20 protein-coding genes are annotated in these 19,304 nt (G+C 40.4%); 16 read left to right on the top strand and 4 right to left on the bottom strand.

The window, feature by feature from the left end:
- The first annotated feature begins 70 nt into the window (after nt 1-70).
- The 7 genes from IEV61_RS10185 (at nt 71) to IEV61_RS10155 (ending at nt 7,337) form a co-directional block, all read left to right on the top strand.
- The gene (locus IEV61_RS10185; protein ID WP_188416279.1) at nt 71-1,378 is read left to right on the top strand and encodes a DGQHR domain-containing protein; all 1,308 of its coding nucleotides are present in this window, start codon (nt 71-73) and stop codon (nt 1,376-1,378) included.
- Between the two features lie 226 nt (nt 1,379-1,604).
- Nucleotides 1,605-2,624, top strand: a complete 1,020-nt coding sequence (locus IEV61_RS10180; protein ID WP_229747092.1) for a CBASS oligonucleotide cyclase — start codon at nt 1,605-1,607, stop codon at nt 2,622-2,624.
- A gap of 2 nt (nt 2,625-2,626) precedes the next feature.
- On the top strand, nt 2,627-3,142 hold the full coding sequence (locus tag IEV61_RS10175) for an HORMA-1 domain-containing protein (protein ID WP_188416277.1): 516 nt from the start codon (nt 2,627-2,629) through the stop codon (nt 3,140-3,142).
- Nucleotides 3,143-3,147: 5 nt separating this feature from the next.
- Nucleotides 3,148-4,029 (top strand): AAA family ATPase, encoded by an 882-nt coding sequence (locus tag IEV61_RS10170; RefSeq protein WP_188416275.1) that lies wholly within the window; start codon nt 3,148-3,150, stop codon nt 4,027-4,029.
- A 2-nt stretch (nt 4,030-4,031) separates the two neighbouring features.
- Nucleotides 4,032-4,880: an SMODS-associated NUDIX domain-containing protein gene (locus IEV61_RS10165; RefSeq protein WP_188416273.1), complete on the top strand. Its 849-nt coding sequence runs from the start codon at nt 4,032-4,034 to the stop codon at nt 4,878-4,880.
- 680 nt (nt 4,881-5,560) lie between these two features.
- A complete protein-coding gene (locus IEV61_RS10160; protein WP_188416271.1) occupies nt 5,561-5,920 on the top strand; it encodes a plasmid mobilization protein in 360 nt (119 codons plus the stop codon).
- On the top strand, nt 5,895-7,337 hold the full coding sequence (locus IEV61_RS10155; protein ID WP_188416270.1) for a relaxase/mobilization nuclease domain-containing protein: 1,443 nt from the start codon (nt 5,895-5,897) through the stop codon (nt 7,335-7,337). Before IEV61_RS10160 ends, IEV61_RS10155 begins: the two co-directional genes overlap by 26 nt.
- An 8-nt stretch (nt 7,338-7,345) precedes the next feature.
- Here IEV61_RS10155 and IEV61_RS10150 read toward each other — a convergent pair whose 3' ends face one another.
- On the bottom strand, nt 7,346-7,708 hold the full coding sequence (locus IEV61_RS10150) for an RNA recognition motif domain-containing protein (protein ID WP_188416268.1): 363 nt from the start codon (nt 7,706-7,708) through the stop codon (nt 7,346-7,348).
- A 29-nt stretch (nt 7,709-7,737) separates the two neighbouring features.
- Nucleotides 7,738-8,154, bottom strand: coding sequence for a helix-turn-helix domain-containing protein (locus IEV61_RS10145; protein ID WP_188416266.1), 417 nt, complete (start codon nt 8,152-8,154; stop codon nt 7,738-7,740).
- A 122-nt stretch (nt 8,155-8,276) separates the two neighbouring features.
- Between IEV61_RS10145 and IEV61_RS10140 the strand changes: the two genes are divergently transcribed.
- From IEV61_RS10140 to IEV61_RS10130, 3 genes are all read left to right on the top strand, one after another.
- Nucleotides 8,277-9,191: a HEPN domain-containing protein gene (locus IEV61_RS10140; protein ID WP_188416264.1), complete on the top strand. Its 915-nt coding sequence runs from the start codon at nt 8,277-8,279 to the stop codon at nt 9,189-9,191.
- Complete coding sequence (locus IEV61_RS10135) at nt 9,181-10,521, top strand: hypothetical protein (protein ID WP_188416261.1); 1,341 nt, start codon at nt 9,181-9,183, stop codon at nt 10,519-10,521. The genes IEV61_RS10140 and IEV61_RS10135 overlap by 11 nt, the downstream gene beginning before the upstream one ends.
- Nucleotides 10,522-10,673: 152 nt before the next feature.
- On the top strand, nt 10,674-10,811 hold the full coding sequence (locus IEV61_RS10130) for a hypothetical protein (protein ID WP_188416259.1): 138 nt from the start codon (nt 10,674-10,676) through the stop codon (nt 10,809-10,811).
- Between the two features lie 326 nt (nt 10,812-11,137).
- Here the strand turns inward: IEV61_RS10130 and IEV61_RS10125 are convergent, their stop codons facing one another.
- A complete protein-coding gene (locus tag IEV61_RS10125; RefSeq protein ID WP_188416257.1) occupies nt 11,138-11,401 on the bottom strand; it encodes a helix-turn-helix domain-containing protein in 264 nt (87 codons plus the stop codon).
- 658 nt (nt 11,402-12,059) lie between these two features.
- Here IEV61_RS10125 and IEV61_RS10120 point away from each other — a divergent pair.
- The 6 genes from IEV61_RS10120 (at nt 12,060) to IEV61_RS10095 (ending at nt 18,041) form a co-directional block, all read left to right on the top strand.
- Entirely contained in the window at nt 12,060-12,344 is a 285-nt protein-coding gene (locus tag IEV61_RS10120) for a helix-turn-helix domain-containing protein (RefSeq protein ID WP_188416255.1), read from the top strand.
- 41 nt (nt 12,345-12,385) lie between these two features.
- Nucleotides 12,386-13,597, top strand: coding sequence for a site-specific integrase (locus IEV61_RS10115; RefSeq protein ID WP_188416253.1), 1,212 nt, complete (start codon nt 12,386-12,388; stop codon nt 13,595-13,597).
- A gap of 93 nt (nt 13,598-13,690) precedes the next feature.
- Nucleotides 13,691-14,377 carry a metallophosphoesterase gene (locus IEV61_RS10110; protein ID WP_188416251.1) on the top strand — a complete coding sequence of 229 codons (687 nt, stop codon included), beginning with the start codon at nt 13,691-13,693 and terminating at the stop codon, nt 14,375-14,377.
- Nucleotides 14,378-14,795: 418 nt separating this feature from the next.
- Nucleotides 14,796-15,470: a hypothetical protein gene (locus tag IEV61_RS10105; RefSeq protein ID WP_188416249.1), complete on the top strand. Its 675-nt coding sequence runs from the start codon at nt 14,796-14,798 to the stop codon at nt 15,468-15,470.
- 190 nt (nt 15,471-15,660) lie between these two features.
- Complete coding sequence (locus IEV61_RS10100) at nt 15,661-17,406, top strand: DUF262 domain-containing protein (RefSeq protein ID WP_188416247.1); 1,746 nt, start codon at nt 15,661-15,663, stop codon at nt 17,404-17,406.
- A 194-nt stretch (nt 17,407-17,600) separates the two neighbouring features.
- Nucleotides 17,601-18,041: a hypothetical protein gene (locus IEV61_RS10095; protein ID WP_188416245.1), complete on the top strand. Its 441-nt coding sequence runs from the start codon at nt 17,601-17,603 to the stop codon at nt 18,039-18,041.
- Between the two features lie 22 nt (nt 18,042-18,063).
- On the opposite strand, the gene IEV61_RS10090 is transcribed toward IEV61_RS10095, so the two are convergent.
- A complete protein-coding gene (locus IEV61_RS10090; RefSeq protein WP_188416244.1) occupies nt 18,064-18,924 on the bottom strand; it encodes an HNH endonuclease in 861 nt (286 codons plus the stop codon).
- Between the last annotated feature and the right edge of the window lie 380 nt (nt 18,925-19,304).

Below are 19,304 nucleotides of genomic sequence, written 5' to 3'. Positions count from 1 at the left end.
TAGTTTTACGTTTGTCTCAGGCAAACAAGTTAATATTTTGACAAAGTTTGCGACAAACATAGATGACGTTATGGCAATAGTATCACCAGCATTAAGAGGTAAAATGGGAAATACAGTGTATTTTCTATCAAAGATGGTTGTCCGTGAGTTTCTTCAAGGCGTAAGCCCGGCTGAAGCATATAAAGAGTGGTGGAAAGATCTACCACCTCATGAACGGATGCAGCGCGATGCAAACTTAAAAAGAGTAAAAGATCAGATAGCCCCTTATCTAGCTAATTCACCTGATCGGTTTTTTGGTTCGATCATAGTATTAGTTTACGATGGTGAGTTAATATTTGAAAGCTTAGTAAAGGACTTTAAAATGAACTTACCGCGGGCTTACAAGAGTCAAGCTGAAGATATTGGCTTCATTACTATTGATGGCGGTAAACTACTAGTTTTAGATGGGCAACATAGGTGGTATGGTTTAAAAAGCGTAATGCAGGGAGAAGTGGAAGGTACTGAAAGTGAAAAAATAGCCAATGATGAAGTTAGTGTGATCTTCATTAACCATGAGAGCGACGAAAAAACCAGAAGAATATTCAATAAAGTAAACCGGTATGCAAAATCAACAAGCCGTGGTGATAATATTTTAACTAGCGAAGACGATGGATTTGCAATTGTTACCCGCAGGCTGGTTTATGACGAAGATGCCCCATTTTATTCAGATGTTAAACTGAGCGAAGAGGGTTTGGTAAGCTGGCGTAATAATACCTTGTCAGCTCGTAGCGGTAGCTTTACCACGCTAAGCGCGCTATATGAAATGACTCAAACCATACTGAAGAAAGAAGAAAGGTTCCGAGAATTTAGTGAAAAAGATACCATAAACCGGCCATCTGCCGAAGAATTAACAGAGGCCGGTAACATTGTAAATAACTTCTGGAATACCCTTTTTTCGAAATTTACTCCCTTCAAAGATGTTAAAGATAAGGAAAGTGGTGAGACGGTTTCGGATATGCGCAAGGAGTCTCATAAATACAGTTTATTGTTTAAGCCCGCCGGCCAGATAGCGTTTATTGAAGGCTTAGTTGGCGCGATGAAAAAATCAACATTGTCCCTTGATAAACTGATAGAACGTGCAAACACCCTTACCTGGAGTATGAATGATCCGCATTGGGTTAACATTATTATTAACCTTAACAAATCAATAATAGCAAGTCCTGATGCGCGTGAACGTGCAGCGTCATTAACAACCTATTTGTTGATTGGCGATAAAATGAAAAAACAGGAAATACGTGACGTTGAAAAAATGTTCAACGCTGTAAGCGGATTTGATATCGATAATTTGGAACCTGGAGAAAAGCAGTTACAGCTACCAGTCGTAAAATATGTACTATGATAATATAAAAGAAAAAACCTGAAAGGGGTCGAGGCCGATCAGGTTTTAAGTGTGTCAAAGTAAACAGGTGAACCGTTAGGTTCTGACATGCTAGTATGACAACGGTATTTTAGTAACGCAGCAAACATACAAAAATTTTAAACTGTCGTGGTTTATAAGCTGTAGGCTATCATTTCATACTTCTCTCCTGTTACCGGAGCGTTCCTGCCGATTTAAATGGATTTTATTGAACACCAAAAAAGGTGCACGTAAAGTGTACAGGAGAAGAACTGCAATGAAGTTAACAAACAGTGAATTGAAAAATTTTGTCCATCGTATCAAACTTAAACAAGAGAATATGGGCAAGTATCGCGATCAGCTAACCCATTTAAAGGATAAGCTGCAAGACAAAATTAAAAACGACGAACGCAACGCCATTAGGGTAACGAAGTTTTTAATTGCAGGATCTTGGAAAAAACACACTATCCTGCGTCACACAGGTGAGCATCCGATAGATATCGACCTGATACTCTATGTTGAAGGTGATGCGAACCTGGCTAAGGATTTAAAGAAACTACACGACTTTGTGTATGATTATTTGGCCAGTATTTACCCAACTAAGGATATCGAAAGAGATGTAGATATGGAAGGTAATACCAAATCCATTAAAATTAAATTTATCAGTTCAGGGCTCGAAATTGATATTGTTCCAGTTGTACCATTAGCTTCACCTGCCGGTTATGTTTTGCAGCCGCAAAGAGGTGGTGGTGGTAAGTATACAACTAGCGTCGAGGGGCAGCTTGCCTTTGCTAAAAACAGATACCAGGCCAACAACTCATTCAACGCAATAGTACGCTGTTTAAAATGGTGGCGTAATTACAAGGAGCTTAAACCTGAGTTAACATCCTTTATGATTGAACTCATCGTAGCTTACCTTGATGTTAATGAAGGTATAGAAACCAATATCGAAGAAGGTATTATCCGTTTTTTTAGGTTTGTGAGTGGCCCTAACTTCCCGGTAATAAAGTTTAAAGAGGCTATAAATCAAATACCAGTTTATAGTACACCCGTATTTATTGGCGATCCAACTAATAATGAAAATAATGCCGGCAAAAAAACAGACACCATAACCTGGGCTGATATTGCTAAAGAAGCTGACTTTGCTTTCGAGGCTTTGAATTATGCCCAATCTATAAACACCGGCGGGAGTACAAACGAAGAGTGGAAGTCGGTGTTCGGTCCAAGTTTCAACATTAATCAAGATTAATCATGAGCCAATATAATACAACAACAAATACCAAGACCTATACCGTAATTGATATCCGAAAAACGTTTGAAGGGTTTGAAGCAGATTTACGCATGATTGCGCGAAGGACTGATAAGTGGACAATGGAGTATGCAGAACGGCTGATACACGATGTGTTGAAACTGGCTGAAAGTAAATATCTTAAAAAAGTTAGTATAACCTTACTTAATAGCAGCGATGTTGTGATAAGGGCCGTAAAGTATACCATAAACGAAGAGGGTAAGGCACAAAGCGGTGAACGTCCTGGAAGTAATGATTGGAACAACATAGTAGGAACACGATTAAGCATGGTATTGGAATACCAAACTGCCTGGGGCCAATTAACAGCAGATCAACAAGCTGCATACATGCTGGTAAATGATTTTAAGATTGGTTGGTCTGCTAGCTCAATTGATACTTCGTTCCGACACCTTGTAAACCAAAGTGCTCAACTTTATGGAAGTAATGGATATGAACTTAAAAAAGAAAATTATAAATAACAGCCATGTCAATATTTGATAATACCATCGAGCTGCCCAGCGCAGACATCAGAGAAAAAACCAAATCGTTGATAGGTTTTCAGAGTAAGTTCAACCGTATCTATACAAATCTTAAATTGTTGCTTGACCAGGAGGGTTTAAAAAAGTGGAGTGAAAAACACCATAAAACAACACTGCCTGCAATTGCCCATTTGACCGACAAATACCCGCTCATCATCCTTGAAGGTGATGCGGGTACCGGCAAAACTGCATCGGCGATTGCGATAGCCGATGCCATGACAAGAGATTTGGGTAAGGAAGGTTATTTTTTAAAACTAAGTACACGTGTAAGAGGTGAAGGCCTGCACGGCGAGATGGGACAATTAGTAAACAATGCTTTTCAGGAGTTGAAAAATCAAGCTGGTAAAAAGCGTATTGCTTTTCTATTAATAGATGAGGCCGATGCCATAGCAACCACCCGCTCAACCAGTCAAATGCACCAGGAGGAAAAAGCAGCTGTCAATACGCTAATACAAAAGATCGATGAAATAAGAGATTTGCAAGGGCGGGCGATAGTTTTCATGTCTACTAACAGACTTCATTTTATAGATGAAGCGATTATAAGGAGGGCTGCGATAGTTTTAACCTTTGACAGGCCCAATGATGATGAGCGCTATCAACTCTTTGCCAACGACCTGCAAGGCGTATCATTAAGTAAAACTGAGTTACATGAATTGGCAAGGTTAACAGGGCCGGAAGCGAACAATGGTTTGGGCTTTTCTTTTTCTGATTTACGTTTAAAGGTAATACCAGAAGCCATAGCCAAGTGTTACCCTGACAAAGCTTTAGATTTTAAGGCTTTAGTTGATACTATTACCGATATTAAACCAAGCCCTAAAATTATTTAGCCATGAGAGAAAATTTAATTAAATTTCTGGTTTTTATTACAAGCATAGGCTTGATCGCTTGGATTTTAATAACACAGAACGCATCCCTACCGATATGGGCAATTGCCACCGGTATTCTTGTAAATATTGTATCTTCTCCCATTTATTTTGGAATTGTAGAAGGGCTGTACAGTCTTAAGCATTTAGGCCTTTTTTGGAAAACAAAGTTTAGGTATAGGAACCAAGAGGTACGGCTATCTATATCGTATTTATTTAGAATTAAAGTTAAGGGTAAGTATTTGCTGGTGAAAAACCGTAAAAACAACTACTACCAACTGGTCGGCGGTGCTTATAAAACACTACCAGGAGTTGAAACGGTTTTCAAAAAATTTAATGTAAAACCTGATAGGAGATTCCTAACCGATAACGGTATTGCCAAAAATGATTTGAGGTTTACCTTGCCAGGCAAAAATGTAATTAGTATAATAAAGTGGTTTCACTCACGCGAAGATCGCGAAATCTCACAATGGCGAGAGTTCTGTGAAGAACTGTTAACTCCCGCTTTTGTTGACAAGCATATTTTTAGGTATATCGATTACAAATATGCTACTACCTTACAAACACCCGTAAAAAAAGCAAAAAAATTAGATTGCCAGGAAATCTTAATTTTTGAAATTTTTGATTTGGTGCCGGATACTGACCAGCTTCATGCTTTAGAGGCATTGTGCGATTCGGGCGATACTGAATATGTTAAATGGGCTGATCCAATTTTAATTGATAAACTTGGGTTTGATGAACGTACCAAGGAAATAGAATACGAAATTGGCGCCCACACTAAATGGGCAATAACTGAGCGTTGGACAGATGATTGATAATTTCTCTTATCAATAACTTTAAAATATTAAGGAAAAGTTCAGTGTGAACTTTTCCTTTTTTAGGGAATAATATGTTGATTTAAAAAAATAGGGCATCCATCTTGCGCAATGCCCCTAAAAAACTTTCCACAAGGCAGTTTGGGTTGATCTGGCTATTAACCGTTCATTACAACGGAGGGAGTTTAAAAACCTACCTTTTCTTCCTTCTCTTAGCCTTACGGCGAATCTTTCTCAATGTCAAAAAGATCCACAACGCATAGTAAACTATGGTTATTAGAGCAACGATGGTTGCCATTGTTGCAAAATTAAAAATTAATGGCTATCAAAGGTCGATCTCACTTAAAAGGGGGACTTTTATTTAATTAGCACTCCCTAAGCCAAATTTAACGTTAAATAGACGCTGCAAATAGCATAAGCAAGGCATGTTTTTGTGTTACAAAAACGCCTTGCCGGGTATATACCCGGACCCGCTATACTTCACTTTGTTCAGCACAGCCAAGAAAGTTTTTTGGAGATAAATAATAAAATAACTAACTTAGGTGTTAGTATATAAAGCCTTAAGGTAAAGGCTGATCATAATATGTGGAGGGTGACTTCGCAGCCCCCCTGGGGGGTTATCATTAGAAGCTGACCAAAGTCTTGGCAGCACTTACAAACCAACTAATTTTTTGGAATTTATGGCAAGGCCAAAAATTTCTACAACGGAAAAAAAGACTTCCTTTTTTACTTTCCGCGTTACCCAGGCGCAGCGTGATGCGCTTCAAACAATGGCCGATCAAACCGGCTGTACACCAGGCGACCTGATCCGTACAAAACTCTTTAACGGCAGGTTTTCCAGGGTGAAGATGGCAAGGGTCGACCTGGCATCCTACGCCGAATTGAAAAAGATCGGTGTCAATATTAACCAATTGGCTAAACATGCTAACGGCGGTAAGTTTCCTTATGGTATCAGGGATCTGTTAATAGACCTTAAACGCCAGGAGCATCAAATCATTAATCTTTTGCTTACCCATGATAGCCAGTCAGAAGATCGGTAAAAGCTTCATGGGTGCCTTAAAGTATAATTGGAATAAGTTAATGCACCCTGATCCAAATCTAAGGGCTAAGCTGTTATCGACCAACTTTACATCAATGGATTTGGCGATGATCAAACTTGAGGTTGACCTCGTGCGCAGTCTAAGGCCAAAGCTTAACAGGTATGTTTACCATACCAGCCTGAACTTTCACAAGGACGATGTACTGGACAACAAAACACTGTTAGCCATTGCAGAAGATTACCTGCGGCTGAGCGGCTATACCAGTAACCAGTATTTTATCTTCCGGCACCACGATGCCGATCATCCGCACCTGCACTTATTGGTTAACCGCATCACCTTTGATGGAGAGGTCGTTTCAGATAGCAACAATTATAAAAAGAGTGATGCTATCGCGGTTCAATTAGAGCAGCAGTATAACCTTGTACGAGTGAAGCACCGAATCCATGTACCGGTAGAACTAAGTAGCCATATATCTGAGCATCAAGATAGCCGTATAACTGTAGAACAAGACAGCACTCTAGGTGATGAACAGCATAACCGTATAACAACAGAGCAAGGTAACTTTATAACAGGCGAGCAATATACCAGTGTAACAGCCGATCGGGGTAACAATGTACCTGTAGAGCAAGGTAACGCTGTACCTCATGATCAAGATAGCGGTATAACCGTAGAGCCAGACAGCAAGGTACCCAAATTACAGTATAACAGATCACCATTGAGGGCACCTACCAATAACGAACTGGAAATGGTTAAACGAACGCGCAAGGGTTCGGATAAAATGGTGCTTCAGGATAAGCTTTTACGCTTGGTGTCTAAACCGGGTATATCCTTACAAGACTTTATAAATAAATGTAACGCAGAGGGCATTCATTTACTTTTTAACCAGGCATCGACCGGGAGAGTTAGTGGAATCACGTACTTCCATGGAGAATTCAAGATCAAGGGGCAGGCATTAGGCAACCGCTTTAAATGGGCGGAACTCATTAAGACAGTAGACTATGAACAAGGTAGAGATGGCCAGGCAATACGCCAGGCAAACGAACGAACAAGAAACAAATACGGAGACGAAACCGCCGCAAGCCTGGCAGCTTTCACAACGGAGTTGGACAACAATGAAAGATCTCCTACAGATGCTACAGGACGACTATACGGACCAACTTCAACGGCTGGAGCAGATCGAAGAGACGCAGCGCGATCAGACGAAGCAGCTTACAGCAATGAAGCAAGAACTGATGGGTCAGCGGATGCTATACCAGAAAATGCTGAAGTGGATAACGGTACTGGCCGCTATAATGATTGGCGGGATTCTGGTGTCGGGTATATACCTGATATTGAAATAAGCGATGACATAGACGATGAGGCAATCTTAGGTAGAAACCGTAGGAGGCAAAAACAGGCAAGAACAAATACGCGGTAGAGTAATGATTAGATATGTTTCCTTGGCCGCTTGGGGCGTTCAGAAGTTTGGCTGATATTACTACGGATATTGGACTGGTTGGTGCGGGAAGTATTGCTGAACCGTTTGGACTGCGCTGCAATAACCGGCTTGTCTTCGGAGATTTTAATAGTAAGCTCCCTGTCCAGCATCGGGGTGCCGTTCAAGGCTTCACAGGCTTGTTCTGCACCCTCTTTGGTTTCCATTTCTACAAACGCATAGCCCTTACAGATACGGGTTTTCTTGTCGCGTACTATTTTGAGTGTAGCAATATCGCCGTGCGGGGCAATCAGTTTAGCCAGTTCTATTTCGGTGATGTCAAGGGGAAAGCCGCTGACGAATAGTTTGATCATTTATCTTAGGACCGCCGGAGGGCAAGCAATTATTGCTTGCCTTTTAGCAGTTCAACTTTGTCACGCTCACTGGCTAAAAGGCGTTCTAATAATTCGACCTTTTCCTTGTAGAGTCTTTTATTTTCCTCAATTACTTCCAACCATTTATCGATGGGATTGAAGTTACAGCTAAAAGCATTATAAGCACCATTAGTAAAACTGTTATCGTTAAAAGTGTTGAAGTAATTGATAACAGCCTCTTCGTTAAAATTTTTAATAGCCTCGGGCGCAACACCTAAAGCTTTGGCAATTTTTTCTAAAACCTCATCTTCTATCTTTTCACTTTTTTCAAAGTTGGAAACAGTCTGTTGCGAAACGTTAAGGTCAATTGCAAGGGCTTCCTGCTTAATGCCTTTTAACTCCCGTATCCTTGCGATCTTGCGTCCGATATGTAATGTCTCTGCCATAGGTCAAATGTATTGCTTATTGGTAAAGGTACAAAACAAGCACCGCTTTGTAAAGTACAAGTGTATTTGGTACGGTACGTTATAGCCAGCCTTCAACTTTGAGTATTCAAAGTTGAACAATTATGGAAACACATGCAATCACCCTACCCGCCAGCCATTACCGTGCGCTGGAAAAGATCGTTACCGCCTTAATAGAAAAGTGGGACACACAGTACATCATTTGTTTTGGAAGCGTTGAGGAATGCCGAACGACAACCAGCTGTTTCGGTAGCAGTAATGATCATAATGCAGTACGCTATTATCTGCTGATGATCACTACAGAAACCCAGCGGATGGAGCACCAGGTGCAGGACTTCATCAACACCCATCATCCCGATGTGAATGTCACCATTGCCGTACATGGGTTGGAGTCAGTTACACATGCGGTTAACCAGGGCAGCCGGTTTTATGCAACGGCCTGCCAGTATAGTATGCAGCTCTATTCCAAATCCGGCTTGCGGCTTGACCTAAATTATCACAGCATCAATCCGGCAACTAAGCTTGCCAAAGCAGAAAAGAGCTACCATCATTATTATGAGATGGCCTTGGGCTTTTGGCAAGGTACCGAAAACAGCTTTGAAACGCGTTATTATGCCGTTTGCGTATTCATGCTGCATCAGGCGGTCGAACAAGCCTGCAAGACACTAATTAGGGTATTCACTGCCTACCAGTGCGATATGCACAACATCAGCCGCCTGCTTGACCACTGCGCTTTGTTTTCTGACAAGCTTGCCTATGCACTTCCACGCCGGACAGACGAGGATAAACGGCTTTTCGCCTTGCTCAGGGATGGTTATAGCGAAACGCGCTATAACGTGAATTATGTCGTTAAGGACGCGGATGCAGATACCCTGCTTACCCGCGTGAAAGAATTGCTTAACGTGACCGAAGAATTAGGATTAGCTAAGATTTTGCAATACCAGAACGAGGCCGACCAGGCAGCACCAACAATCCATATCACCTCTGAAATCAATAACCCACTTCCTTATGCCGGCTAAAAAGAAAATCCAACCGACCATTCTGCCTGTGGATACCTTTTTTTATGCCATTCCGCTTAATGAGGGACAACTGCACCTGACAAGGACAATGCTGGAGCAGCATTACCTGTTGCCAAAAGGGAGAAAGCTCTACTACGGTAACAAGGTGGAGTATATCAGCTATCAGCATGGAATTATCACCGTAATGGCACAACTATCCGGCAGGTCTGCTGAGACCTTACATTTACATACGGAACCGGAAACCCTTCATATTGCCTGTAGCTGCGGAATGCCCGATAGAACGATGTGCATACATGCTTATATCGGGCATTATAATATGGCATGGACGAACACACTCAACCTAAAAGAGTTCTACTGGCTAGGTTATGATACGAATGAGCAGTTACAGCGTAAGTACCTGGATGTATTGGTCAGCAAGCGTTTCATTCACGTGGAGCCACAGCCACAGTTCGGCAACCTATTTAGGCCTGGGGTAGGATTCAGGGGCAGCAGTACGTTCAGTTTGCCTGCATCAGCAACGCCCAAGGCCGACCTGTTGCAAGGCAACCGCCAGGTGATGGCCTTTTGCATCGGGTATGGCAGGATGGATCACTTGCTTTGCCAGTTGCCGGTGTTAATACCGTGTTTGGCGACTACCGGTTCGGATAATTCATCATTGGTGAGTTTTGAGGAACATCCGCTTGATTGTCGTTTCGTGCCTGCAGATGTTACCGCAAGTCAATTGCAACTGATCAATATCGCAGCTGAACTGTATGGTTTAATTAATGTGCGTGGCAGGAGATCATACCACCCAGAGGTAGCAGATAATCGTGCGCTCAAAGCGGTTGTTTTGCAGCTTTGGGAAAAGGCACTGCCTTTATTAGCTTTCGAAGCTTACACTTGTGCTTATACGCCGATACGGCTGAGGTTCAGGGGAGGCAAAGCCGGTATTCAAAAAAGAGATATCAAGCCGTGCCGGTTCTCCACTTCACGGCCTGAACTGTACTTTGTATTGAAAGAACAGAAAGATCATTATTACCTGTCTGCTGCATTGGCTCTGAACGGTGCAGCTTTCCCATTTGATTGTAAGACGCAATTGTTTGCTATGGACAGGGCGAGTAGTTTTTATCTGATGAACACAGTGGACGCCGACGACCTGCTGAACTGGATATATACAAGCAACAATCGGCTGACCGTTTTAAAGGAGCATTTTTCTCTATTTGAAGATAGCTTCCTAAAGCAGTTAGCTGAACATTATCCTATTTATGTCAGGCATACGGGTAAGGGCAAGCCGGTACTTTACACGTATCAAGATCTAATTAAGATTACAGGCCAACCATCAGGCGCTTAAAAAGGCAGGCCGCTTCACTGCACCACGCGCTATCGCGCAGGGTTCCGTTGCACGGCCAGCCTTTTTAAGCAGTTGTGCAGGAATGAAACTCGCGATGTTCGTAACATACCTGCTCTTGGGAGTGTCTAATTAACTACCTGTAATTTGAATGAATGGGCATCTTTGAATGGTTCTTGCTATTAGTGATCTTGCTGTATGGGGTAAAAACTTACCGGCGGCAGGAATATCCTTTGGATAAATGGATAGCCCGTTTTGTTGGCCGCATCAAATCCCGGTTACGCCGCAAGTGACATATCCTATAACCAGGAGTTATATTTTAGATTAGGTTTTGTCACTATTCGAGGTTTGATTAAAATCCACCATATTGCTATCAGTGACAATTCCTATAACCACAGGTTATATTTTAAAAGGAACAGTTGTAGGTATTAAGCCCTTTAACTTAACTACCTCACACCGCAGTCACAAAGATAGCGCCGCAGGATGATCGTCAAGGGTACATGAATGGTGCCTTTGTTTGTTTTTGGCAGCACCACCCTTGACAATCAACCTGCTCTAAGCTCCCGGTTGTTTAAGCGGCGCAATGACTCATCCTGTTCAACCATCTACTAAACCCACCTCATTTTTTCCCTTCCAAAAGACGATGAATATCCTCTTGCTTATAATACAAGATCCCACCGATCTTAGTATAACGTATGGTGCCGTTTACTCGGAGGTTTTGTAATGTACCCGGTGAGATCTTCAGCATATTTTTTACCTGGTAGCTTTTGAGCCACTTGGCATTTTCCTGCGGGTTTTTGCCTTGCAATAAGGCCTTAAAGTCATTGAGTAGTAACTCCCGAAATTCGTTTAGGTCGTCTTTGGTTATAATTTCTGCTGCCATAATTTTATTTGATTGTGTTCTGCAAATTTTGGAAGCTTTTGGCAGGTTTTATCGGTAGTTCATCGGTACTACCGATGAATAAATATTAATCTGATTTGAGGAATTTAAGGTCTATAAAGCTGGCTGTTCAATATGATTGGGGTATTCTTCATCCTATTTATTATGATTTATCCGCTTTTTACGGCCATTGACCCAGGTTGGAGGCATTTCATATGAACTGTGAGGTTTTATCGGTAGTTCTTCGGTACTACCGATAAACATACAAGGATAGATATCTTGTAGATTACAACCAGAATTTAGGTAAAGTACAACCTTTGATGGTTCGGTACGCTAACACGATAGCGCAATTTTGGAGATACCAAATTGAACGTTATGGAAACACATATAATAAACACTACCAGAGTTACACTGCCTTTACTTACGGAGACCTGCTCACGAACATCAAGCATTTCGGCTGTATTCAAAAACGAGCGTCGGCCACATCGCCGAATACCGCTTCATTGCAGATGCACACCTTGAAAATTATTTAGGAGTAAATCTTTTGATGATGTTCCCGGAGCTGGCAAAAAAGAAAAATATCGTGGCAAACCCGATTTAGGCTAGCGCTTTGCGGCCATCTACACATATATAAATTAACCTATTAAACATCTGATCATTTGTGAGTCCTGACGAGTTATTAACTAAAAAAGACCTGGAAAATTTCAAGAAGGAATTGTTCGATTTCTTTAAGCCCTTAATGGGGGTGCAGGGATTGTCCAAACAAAAATGGCTGCGAAGCAGGGATGTTTGTACGATGCTGCAAATTTCGTCCGGAACTCTGCAAACACTTCGTATTACCGGAAAGCTTACGGCGCATAAGGCGGGTAATATCTTTTTTTACAAGCCGGAAGACATTGAAAAAATGCTGGCCGGGGATCAAAAAAAAAGCCCGAAGCGGAACTGATTACGCCAGCCATTTCCCAAACATTTAAAGTGTTGCTCTATTTGAAACACCGCACCGGTAAACATGAAGACATCATCCCCATTTATATCCGGCTAACCGTTAACGGCACCCGCGAGGAATGGTCAACAGGACGGCGCTGCCGTCCCGAGGACTGGGATAATAAATTAAAAAGAGTCAAGGGCAACAAGGAGGAGGCGCGTTCCATCAACCACTGGCTTGACCTGCTTAGTGCCCGTGCGTATGCCTGCAAGCAGGATCTTTATGCATCGGGTAAACAGCTCCATGGCGTTCAGATCCGTAAACTCATGCAGGGCGAGGAACTTGATCCCCCTAAAATGTTGTCGCAGGTTTGGACTTACCATACTAACCAAATTGCTGGTCTGGTCGGTAAGAGCTATACACCCGGTACCCTGCAAAAGTACACATCGGTATTCCGAATACTTAAAAAATACCTGATGTTGAAAATTCAGGCGGATGATATTCGCCTTGATCAGATCGATTTCCGGTTTATACGGGACTTTGACTATTACCTGAAAACGGATTACGGTGTTAAGATTAATACGGCCATTCATATGGTTAAAAAGCTGCGGACGATCATGAAGGTCGCCCAGGAGATCGGCTGGATCAGCCGCGACCCTTTCGTCGCTTACCGGGCTAAAAAAGAAGAGGTGTTCCGGGAGTACCTGACCAGTTTGGAACTTCATGAGCTGGCCACTAAAAAGCTGTCGGGAAAAAGGCTTCGGCGTGTGCGTGATCTGTTTTTATTCAGTTGCTACACCGGTTTGTCCTATGCAGATACGGTTAAGCTTAGATCTGCCGATATTATAAAAGGTGAAGACGGTGGTATATGGTTACAAACCCACCGGGTAAAGAATAACAACCGGGTACGGGTTCCGCTGCTAAGCCCGGCACTTCGGTTGATCAATTACTACAAAGACTACCCGCGTATTCTGGATGAGGATTTTCTGTTGCCCAAGATCAGCAATGTGACGGCTAATAAATTACTTAAAACTATCGCAGCTGAAATGGGCTGGAGCAAGCACCTGACCTATCACTGTGCCAGGCATACGTTTGCGACGACTGTGACCCTGACCAATGGTGTTCCTATAGAAACCGTTGGGCAGATGCTTGGGCACAAGGATATTCGTTCTACCCAGATTTATGCAAGAGTAACGGACACTAAGGTCAGCAAGGACATGCGGGAATTAAAGAAGAAATATCAGGGTCAGCAGCTCTTCTTAGCTGATCACTAACGGCAATGGAGACTCAAATTAATTCAGCCAACTTATAAACGGTCATGCATGTTAACTTTTTAAATCACTTTTTAAACTTGTAACTTTTACAAAATGAAACACCTTATTATTGGAGACCTGCACGGTAAAGATGTATGGCAGAAAATAGACATCAACCGCTATGACAAAATTGTGTTCGTTGGAGACTATGTTGATCACTGGAACTTGCCGGACAGTACCATCCGGCTAAACTTAGAAAATATTATCAAATTGAAACGTCAGTATACGGAGAAGTTTGAGTTGCTGCTGGGAAATCACGACATTCAATACCTCCATTATCCACACTACCTGTGTTCCGGGTTCCGGCCCAGCATGCAAAAATCACTAAGCTTTTTGTTTAGACGAAACAGTGATATTTTCAAGGTGGCTTATCAGCGGGGAAACACGATCATATCCCATGCAGGCATTACCAACAAATGGTACAGCGAATTTAGTAAACACCGGATTATTAAAGGGATGAACGATGAAAACTGGACAATTGCCGATCTGTTTAACAAAGTTGAAAGCACGGTACACCGCTGGTTGCTTCATCAGGCAGGAAGTACCCGGGGCGGTGAAGGCCTGGGTGGCATCACCTGGGCGGATCGAAAAGAACTAATCGCAGACATGCTCGATGGTTACCATCAAATTGTTGGTCATACAGTAGTTCCCCAACCGGAGTCCGTACAGCAAGAGGACAGGTCAGCGACATTTATTGATGTACTGGATACAATGACTTATTTTCATGAGATAAATATTTAATATTATGCTGCATCATAAGGATTTAATTAATTTGATCACAGCTAATATTAAAAATCTTCATTTAGTGCAAATTGCGAATATGGTCATAATATGCAAAGTCGCAAGGGACATAACATCCTGAGCCCTAAAGATAGTTAATGATGAAAATTTAATAGCTCAAACATGAGGGTAATTAAGTTTATAAAATTGGCTGACTGTTGCAGGTTTATATTAAAGATTCTTTACCATTGAGCGGGTTAAATGTAGCCCATATTTGTGGGCCAAGCTATGTTCATTAAACACCGCTTTGACCAAAAAGGTCTGTTGGCTGCAACGTTTAAGATTTAGTAAGATCTAACGCTACAGTTTCGTCCCGGCAGCTGTATTTCCTAAATGCTTAATCATATTGTAATATTGTATACACCTTATCAATTATTTAATGGCATTAACACCTGGAACAATCAAGATAATAGAATCAAGGAATGATTTATCACCTTATCTATTTCATTTTACAAAGAATGCAAATGCATTTGCTACATTACAACAAATCTTAAAAGATGGCAAGTTGCTGGACATGAGTAAGTCAGGACACATTTGCTTCTCCGAAGCTCCCTTGACATCAATGGGAAACTTATTCGACATCTTCAATCGCCACTCAAACCCAACATACGCCCCATTCGGTGTGGCAATTAATCGCGCAAAACTTTTTGATATGGGTGCCCGCCCCGTAATATACGGTGGGTCAGATGAGCATCTATTACTTGATGAAAGTATCCGATGGCGATTTCAGTATTTTAACCCTAATATAACAGATTTCACTTGGCTGCGTGGGTGGCGTATTCAATTGCCTGAATTGAACCTCAGTTTTGATGACATGTTTATAATCACACAAACTGAAGATCAGTTGTTGGAACTTACTACTGAAGAGGATGTGTTAATTGATACGAACTCTATGGATGGTCAACATTACATGGCTGCAAGTTCTTTTAACGCTCGTACTTACAAAGCAATAGCATTGGACGAAATGCTTAAACTATCACTACTGTCAGATCACGATCTCCGCTTAATAATAGAGAAGCAGAAGATTGGAGACGACGCCCAAAATCAGCGTTAATTTTTAAAGTCAACTATTAGAACTCATTTACAAATGAGTATGTCTTTAGAAACTGATTTTTAGCGTTGGAATAGATAGTTATAGGTAAAAGTTATCAACTTAAACTTTGATCGATCAAACAAGTCGTTAAAACAGTAATCATAAAACTATCTATATGTTATATCTTTGAAGATACGATACCTAATCATAAATGAGCTACAATCCTCCTATATCTGTAAAACAGGCAATTGAGAAAATAGACTACAACCAATATTTGTTACCAGCAATTCAAAGAGAGTTTGTTTGGGAATCTGTTGACATAGAATTATTGTTTGATAGCCTAATGCGTAATTATCCGATTGGATCATTATTGATGTGGAAAGTGCAGGGGGAAAATAAAGTAAATCATCGTTTCTATAGCGTTTTGAAAACTTTTAGAGAAAAATATAATACACATTGTAAAGAAGTAAACACAAATTCCATCGCTGATTTCGAAGCAATTTTAGATGGACAGCAGCGGCTTACAGCGTTGTACATTGGACTTAAAGGGTCTTATGCCCATAAAAAGAAAAATTTCGCTTGGAAGGACAATGAGCACTCAATACCCACGCGAAAATTGCATCTGTGCCTTACAGAAGGATCAATTGATGAGGATGATAATGAGGATGGCCGGGTTTATGATTTTAAATTTCTCACAAATGAAGATTTAGCTGTCTCCGAAAGCACTTGGTTTGAAGTTGGTAAGATTTTAGAAATAACTGGTACATTTGAATTAAATCAATATTTGAAAAGAGAAGGTTTTGATAATGATGAATTTATAAGCAGCACCCTATTTAAGCTTTTTGATGTCGTTCACGTAAAAAATTTTATTAATTACTATTTAGAGACTGATCAAGACTATGACAAGGCTCTGAATATTTTTATTAGAATTAATAGTGGGGGTGAAAAATTATCGTATTCAGATTTAATAATGTCAACAATCATTTCAGTTTGGAGTTCAAAAACCATATCTGCAAGGGAGGAATTCAATAACTTGATTGATGAAATTTGGCAGTCGACAGAAATTGTTATTGACAAAGATTTAATAATTAGGACCTATCTACTGATTTTTAGCCAAAAGGATATTAAGTTTAGAGTGACAAACTTTTCAGTTGAGAATGCTATTGAGTTTAAAAATAATTGGCTAGCAATTAGAGAAGCAATTGCTGAATCAATTGAATTAGTAAAAAGTTTCGGATATGTGGAGCAAACTATAACTTCTAAGAATGCATTACTTCCAATTATTCACTATTTGTTCATAAGTGGTAAGTCTAAACAGTTTAAAAATAAAGTAGCATACAAAGAAGATAGAGATTTGATAAAAAGATGGTTTCATACCGTTTTATTAAAGCGAATATTTGGTGGTCAGGCTGATACTGTTCTGAAAATTATTCGGGATGTCGTTCAAGAAGAGATAAAAAGGGGTGCACTATTATTCCCTGCAACAAAGATAGCCAAAACACTATCTAAGACAAGAAAGTCGATAACAATGGATGATGAAGCAATTGAAAATCTTTTGTATACAACGTACGAAGATAGATACGCATTTCCAATTTTAGCTTTACTGTATCCGCACCTTGATTATAAGAATAATGACTTTAACAAAGATCACATCTTTCCAAAGAGTCAGTTCAATAGTAAAAGTTTAAAGAAGCATGGCATTGATTTATCCCAAGAAAAAGGGAATTATTACACAGATAATTGGTGTTATAATGGCATTGTAAACTTGCAAATGTTTGATAGTAACGAGAACAAATCAAAAAGTGATAAGACATTTGAAGACTGGATAAAATCATATCCTGTAGATTTTAATAAGCAAATCTTACCTAGAATCACAGAATTTTCAAAATTTATAGAATTTGTTGACATAAGGTGGGATATGCTTAAAGAAAAATTAAAACTGGAGCTGACATTTTAAGTAGTGTAAATCGAAGGATTTTAGATAAGCTGTAGACTGAGTCCTTGACTTCTTTAAATACATGCTGATAAACCTATTAAGAAGCCAAATATTGTCATGCTTTGATAAGAGAAATTTCAAAGCTGAGTATCTTAGCCGATTTTAATCGTGATTGAACGTTACTAATTTCATAGCAAACTAATTAATAAAATCACATGGCTATATTCGGTGCTGGATCAAATTGGGATGGGCTTGAAAAGAAAAATGATTTTTTCAGAGATGAAAACTTCGTAATAGGGTGGAATTACTCCAATGCAAAAGATTTATATGTTGCAACTGCAGCATTAAAGGTAGGCGACATTATATATCTTAAGGCAAATGCACCGGGCTCAAGGCAGTTACGTGTTAAGGGTATTGGTATTGTGACAAAGAACTTCATGACCAGCATAATTGATGAAGATTTAACGTTGTCCAATTTTACTACGTGGAAAAGCCTCTCAATACGTGTTAAGTGGATAGTAAAATCCGAATTCGTGATTCAAATACCTAATAATGAAGGTAGACTAACTAATATTAGAGCTGCCACATTTTATGAAGAATCCTTACCAACTGTCCAAACTTCCATTATCTTGGAAATCTTAAATAGAATGCAATAACTATTTCTAATAACGTTAAGAATCAAATCCAGTTGTATTCAAGCCACCGAGATAACAGCCTTTCAGTATCTGGTTGCTGCCCGTCGATTCTTGGCAAAATTTTACGACCAGCCAAATCTTGATATACTGTTGATTCAAGCTTTGGATGGACAAATACAGTTAAATTTTCAGGATGTATTGCTAACATATCCAAATCAAATAATGTATGTATATCCGCCCGTAGTAAAAAGGCATTTGTTGACTCATTAATACCTTGGACAGCGTGTGGCTCGATATGCGCAGCTTCAAGTACATAGGACGGGCCGACACCGGTAATGCTGCATCTTTCTTGGTATTGTATTAACAAAATTTCCCTTAACTTCTTCTGCCCCCGCCGTACTAGACGTGCAAACTGCTGAATTTGGCCATCGTCATCATCTGCTTCAGTTATAGCCCTTAATACACCACCGATCTCTTGCCTGAAAATGCTTAAAGATAAGTGTTTCACATATATTTGAGAAAAATCATCACTCCAATAGAGATCTGGATGCAGAAACGTAACAGCACTTTCCCAGGCGACGTTATCTAAAAGTTTTGTTCTTGCTACCATTCCAGCACTACTATTTAAACGCAATACCGCATTCCGTACAGATTTATTACTTAGTTTGGCAACAGTCTTAGTGCTTGAGCGAAAAACTTCTATATGGTTACGATAAACTCCACTCACCCGGTAAACATAGCCACGAATAGGGCTCTTCCACTTCAAGTTATGTTCCATGGCATTTTGAGCAGCTTTTACAACTGCCGACCAACTGTTTGCCGTTTCCAATCTTGGATACATTCGCTTATCTATTAGAATTTTTGAAAAATACAGAACTGAAAATTTGAAATCAAACTTTAACATAGAAATTTTTTAGCAAGGCAGATAAGCCATTAACAACCAGTTAAACGTCTAAAAAAATATTTTGAAACTTTCGCCTATATTTTTTATATTTGATTTAGTTATTTTTCAAACTCAATCAAAACAGACTTAAACATTCGGTTACCTAATCGGTTACCTTTTGAATATTTAGAAACACATATCATTGATTATCATTTAGATAACGGCATTGTTCGAGTCCCGTCCATTCCGCCAAAAAGGTGACAAAACCTGTCTAAAGTGGATATACCGCTGATATTGACCACCTGATTCCGGCGGAATGTGACCATTGATTCCGCGTCAAATTGACCACCCCATTCCGGGGCAAACTGACCAGGCATTCCGGGCCAAATTGACCACCCCGA

This window comes from Mucilaginibacter galii (genome assembly GCF_014635825.1).
GTDB lineage: Bacteria > Bacteroidota > Bacteroidia > Sphingobacteriales > Sphingobacteriaceae > Mucilaginibacter > Mucilaginibacter galii.
The sequence above is the reverse complement of the archived record's forward strand: the minus strand, read 5'-3'. Positions and strand labels throughout refer to the sequence as shown.

Bases quoted from the DNA above. Each gene is read 5' to 3' on its own strand.
- IEV61_RS10185 (WP_188416279.1), top strand. From the start codon at position 71: ATGGCAATAGTATCACCAGCATTAAGAGGTAAAATGGGAAATACAGTG.
- IEV61_RS10175 (WP_188416277.1), top strand. From the start codon at position 2,627: ATGAGCCAATATAATACAACAACAAATACCAAGACCTATACCGTAATT.
- IEV61_RS10170 (WP_188416275.1), top strand. From the start codon at position 3,148: ATGTCAATATTTGATAATACCATCGAGCTGCCCAGCGCAGACATCAGA.
- IEV61_RS10165 (WP_188416273.1), top strand. From the start codon at position 4,032: ATGAGAGAAAATTTAATTAAATTTCTGGTTTTTATTACAAGCATAGGC.
- IEV61_RS10160 (WP_188416271.1), top strand. From the start codon at position 5,561: ATGGCAAGGCCAAAAATTTCTACAACGGAAAAAAAGACTTCCTTTTTT.
- IEV61_RS10155 (WP_188416270.1), top strand. From the start codon at position 5,895: ATGATAGCCAGTCAGAAGATCGGTAAAAGCTTCATGGGTGCCTTAAAG.
- IEV61_RS10150 (WP_188416268.1), bottom strand. From the start codon at position 7,708: ATGATCAAACTATTCGTCAGCGGCTTTCCCCTTGACATCACCGAAATA.
- IEV61_RS10145 (WP_188416266.1), bottom strand. From the start codon at position 8,154: ATGGCAGAGACATTACATATCGGACGCAAGATCGCAAGGATACGGGAG.
- IEV61_RS10140 (WP_188416264.1), top strand. From the start codon at position 8,277: ATGGAAACACATGCAATCACCCTACCCGCCAGCCATTACCGTGCGCTG.
- IEV61_RS10135 (WP_188416261.1), top strand. From the start codon at position 9,181: ATGCCGGCTAAAAAGAAAATCCAACCGACCATTCTGCCTGTGGATACC.
- IEV61_RS10130 (WP_188416259.1), top strand. From the start codon at position 10,674: ATGGGCATCTTTGAATGGTTCTTGCTATTAGTGATCTTGCTGTATGGG.
- IEV61_RS10125 (WP_188416257.1), bottom strand. From the start codon at position 11,401: ATGGCAGCAGAAATTATAACCAAAGACGACCTAAACGAATTTCGGGAG.
- IEV61_RS10110 (WP_188416251.1), top strand. From the start codon at position 13,691: ATGAAACACCTTATTATTGGAGACCTGCACGGTAAAGATGTATGGCAG.
- IEV61_RS10105 (WP_188416249.1), top strand. From the start codon at position 14,796: ATGGCATTAACACCTGGAACAATCAAGATAATAGAATCAAGGAATGAT.
- IEV61_RS10100 (WP_188416247.1), top strand. From the start codon at position 15,661: ATGAGCTACAATCCTCCTATATCTGTAAAACAGGCAATTGAGAAAATA.
- IEV61_RS10095 (WP_188416245.1), top strand. From the start codon at position 17,601: ATGGCTATATTCGGTGCTGGATCAAATTGGGATGGGCTTGAAAAGAAA.
- IEV61_RS10090 (WP_188416244.1), bottom strand. From the start codon at position 18,924: ATGTTAAAGTTTGATTTCAAATTTTCAGTTCTGTATTTTTCAAAAATT.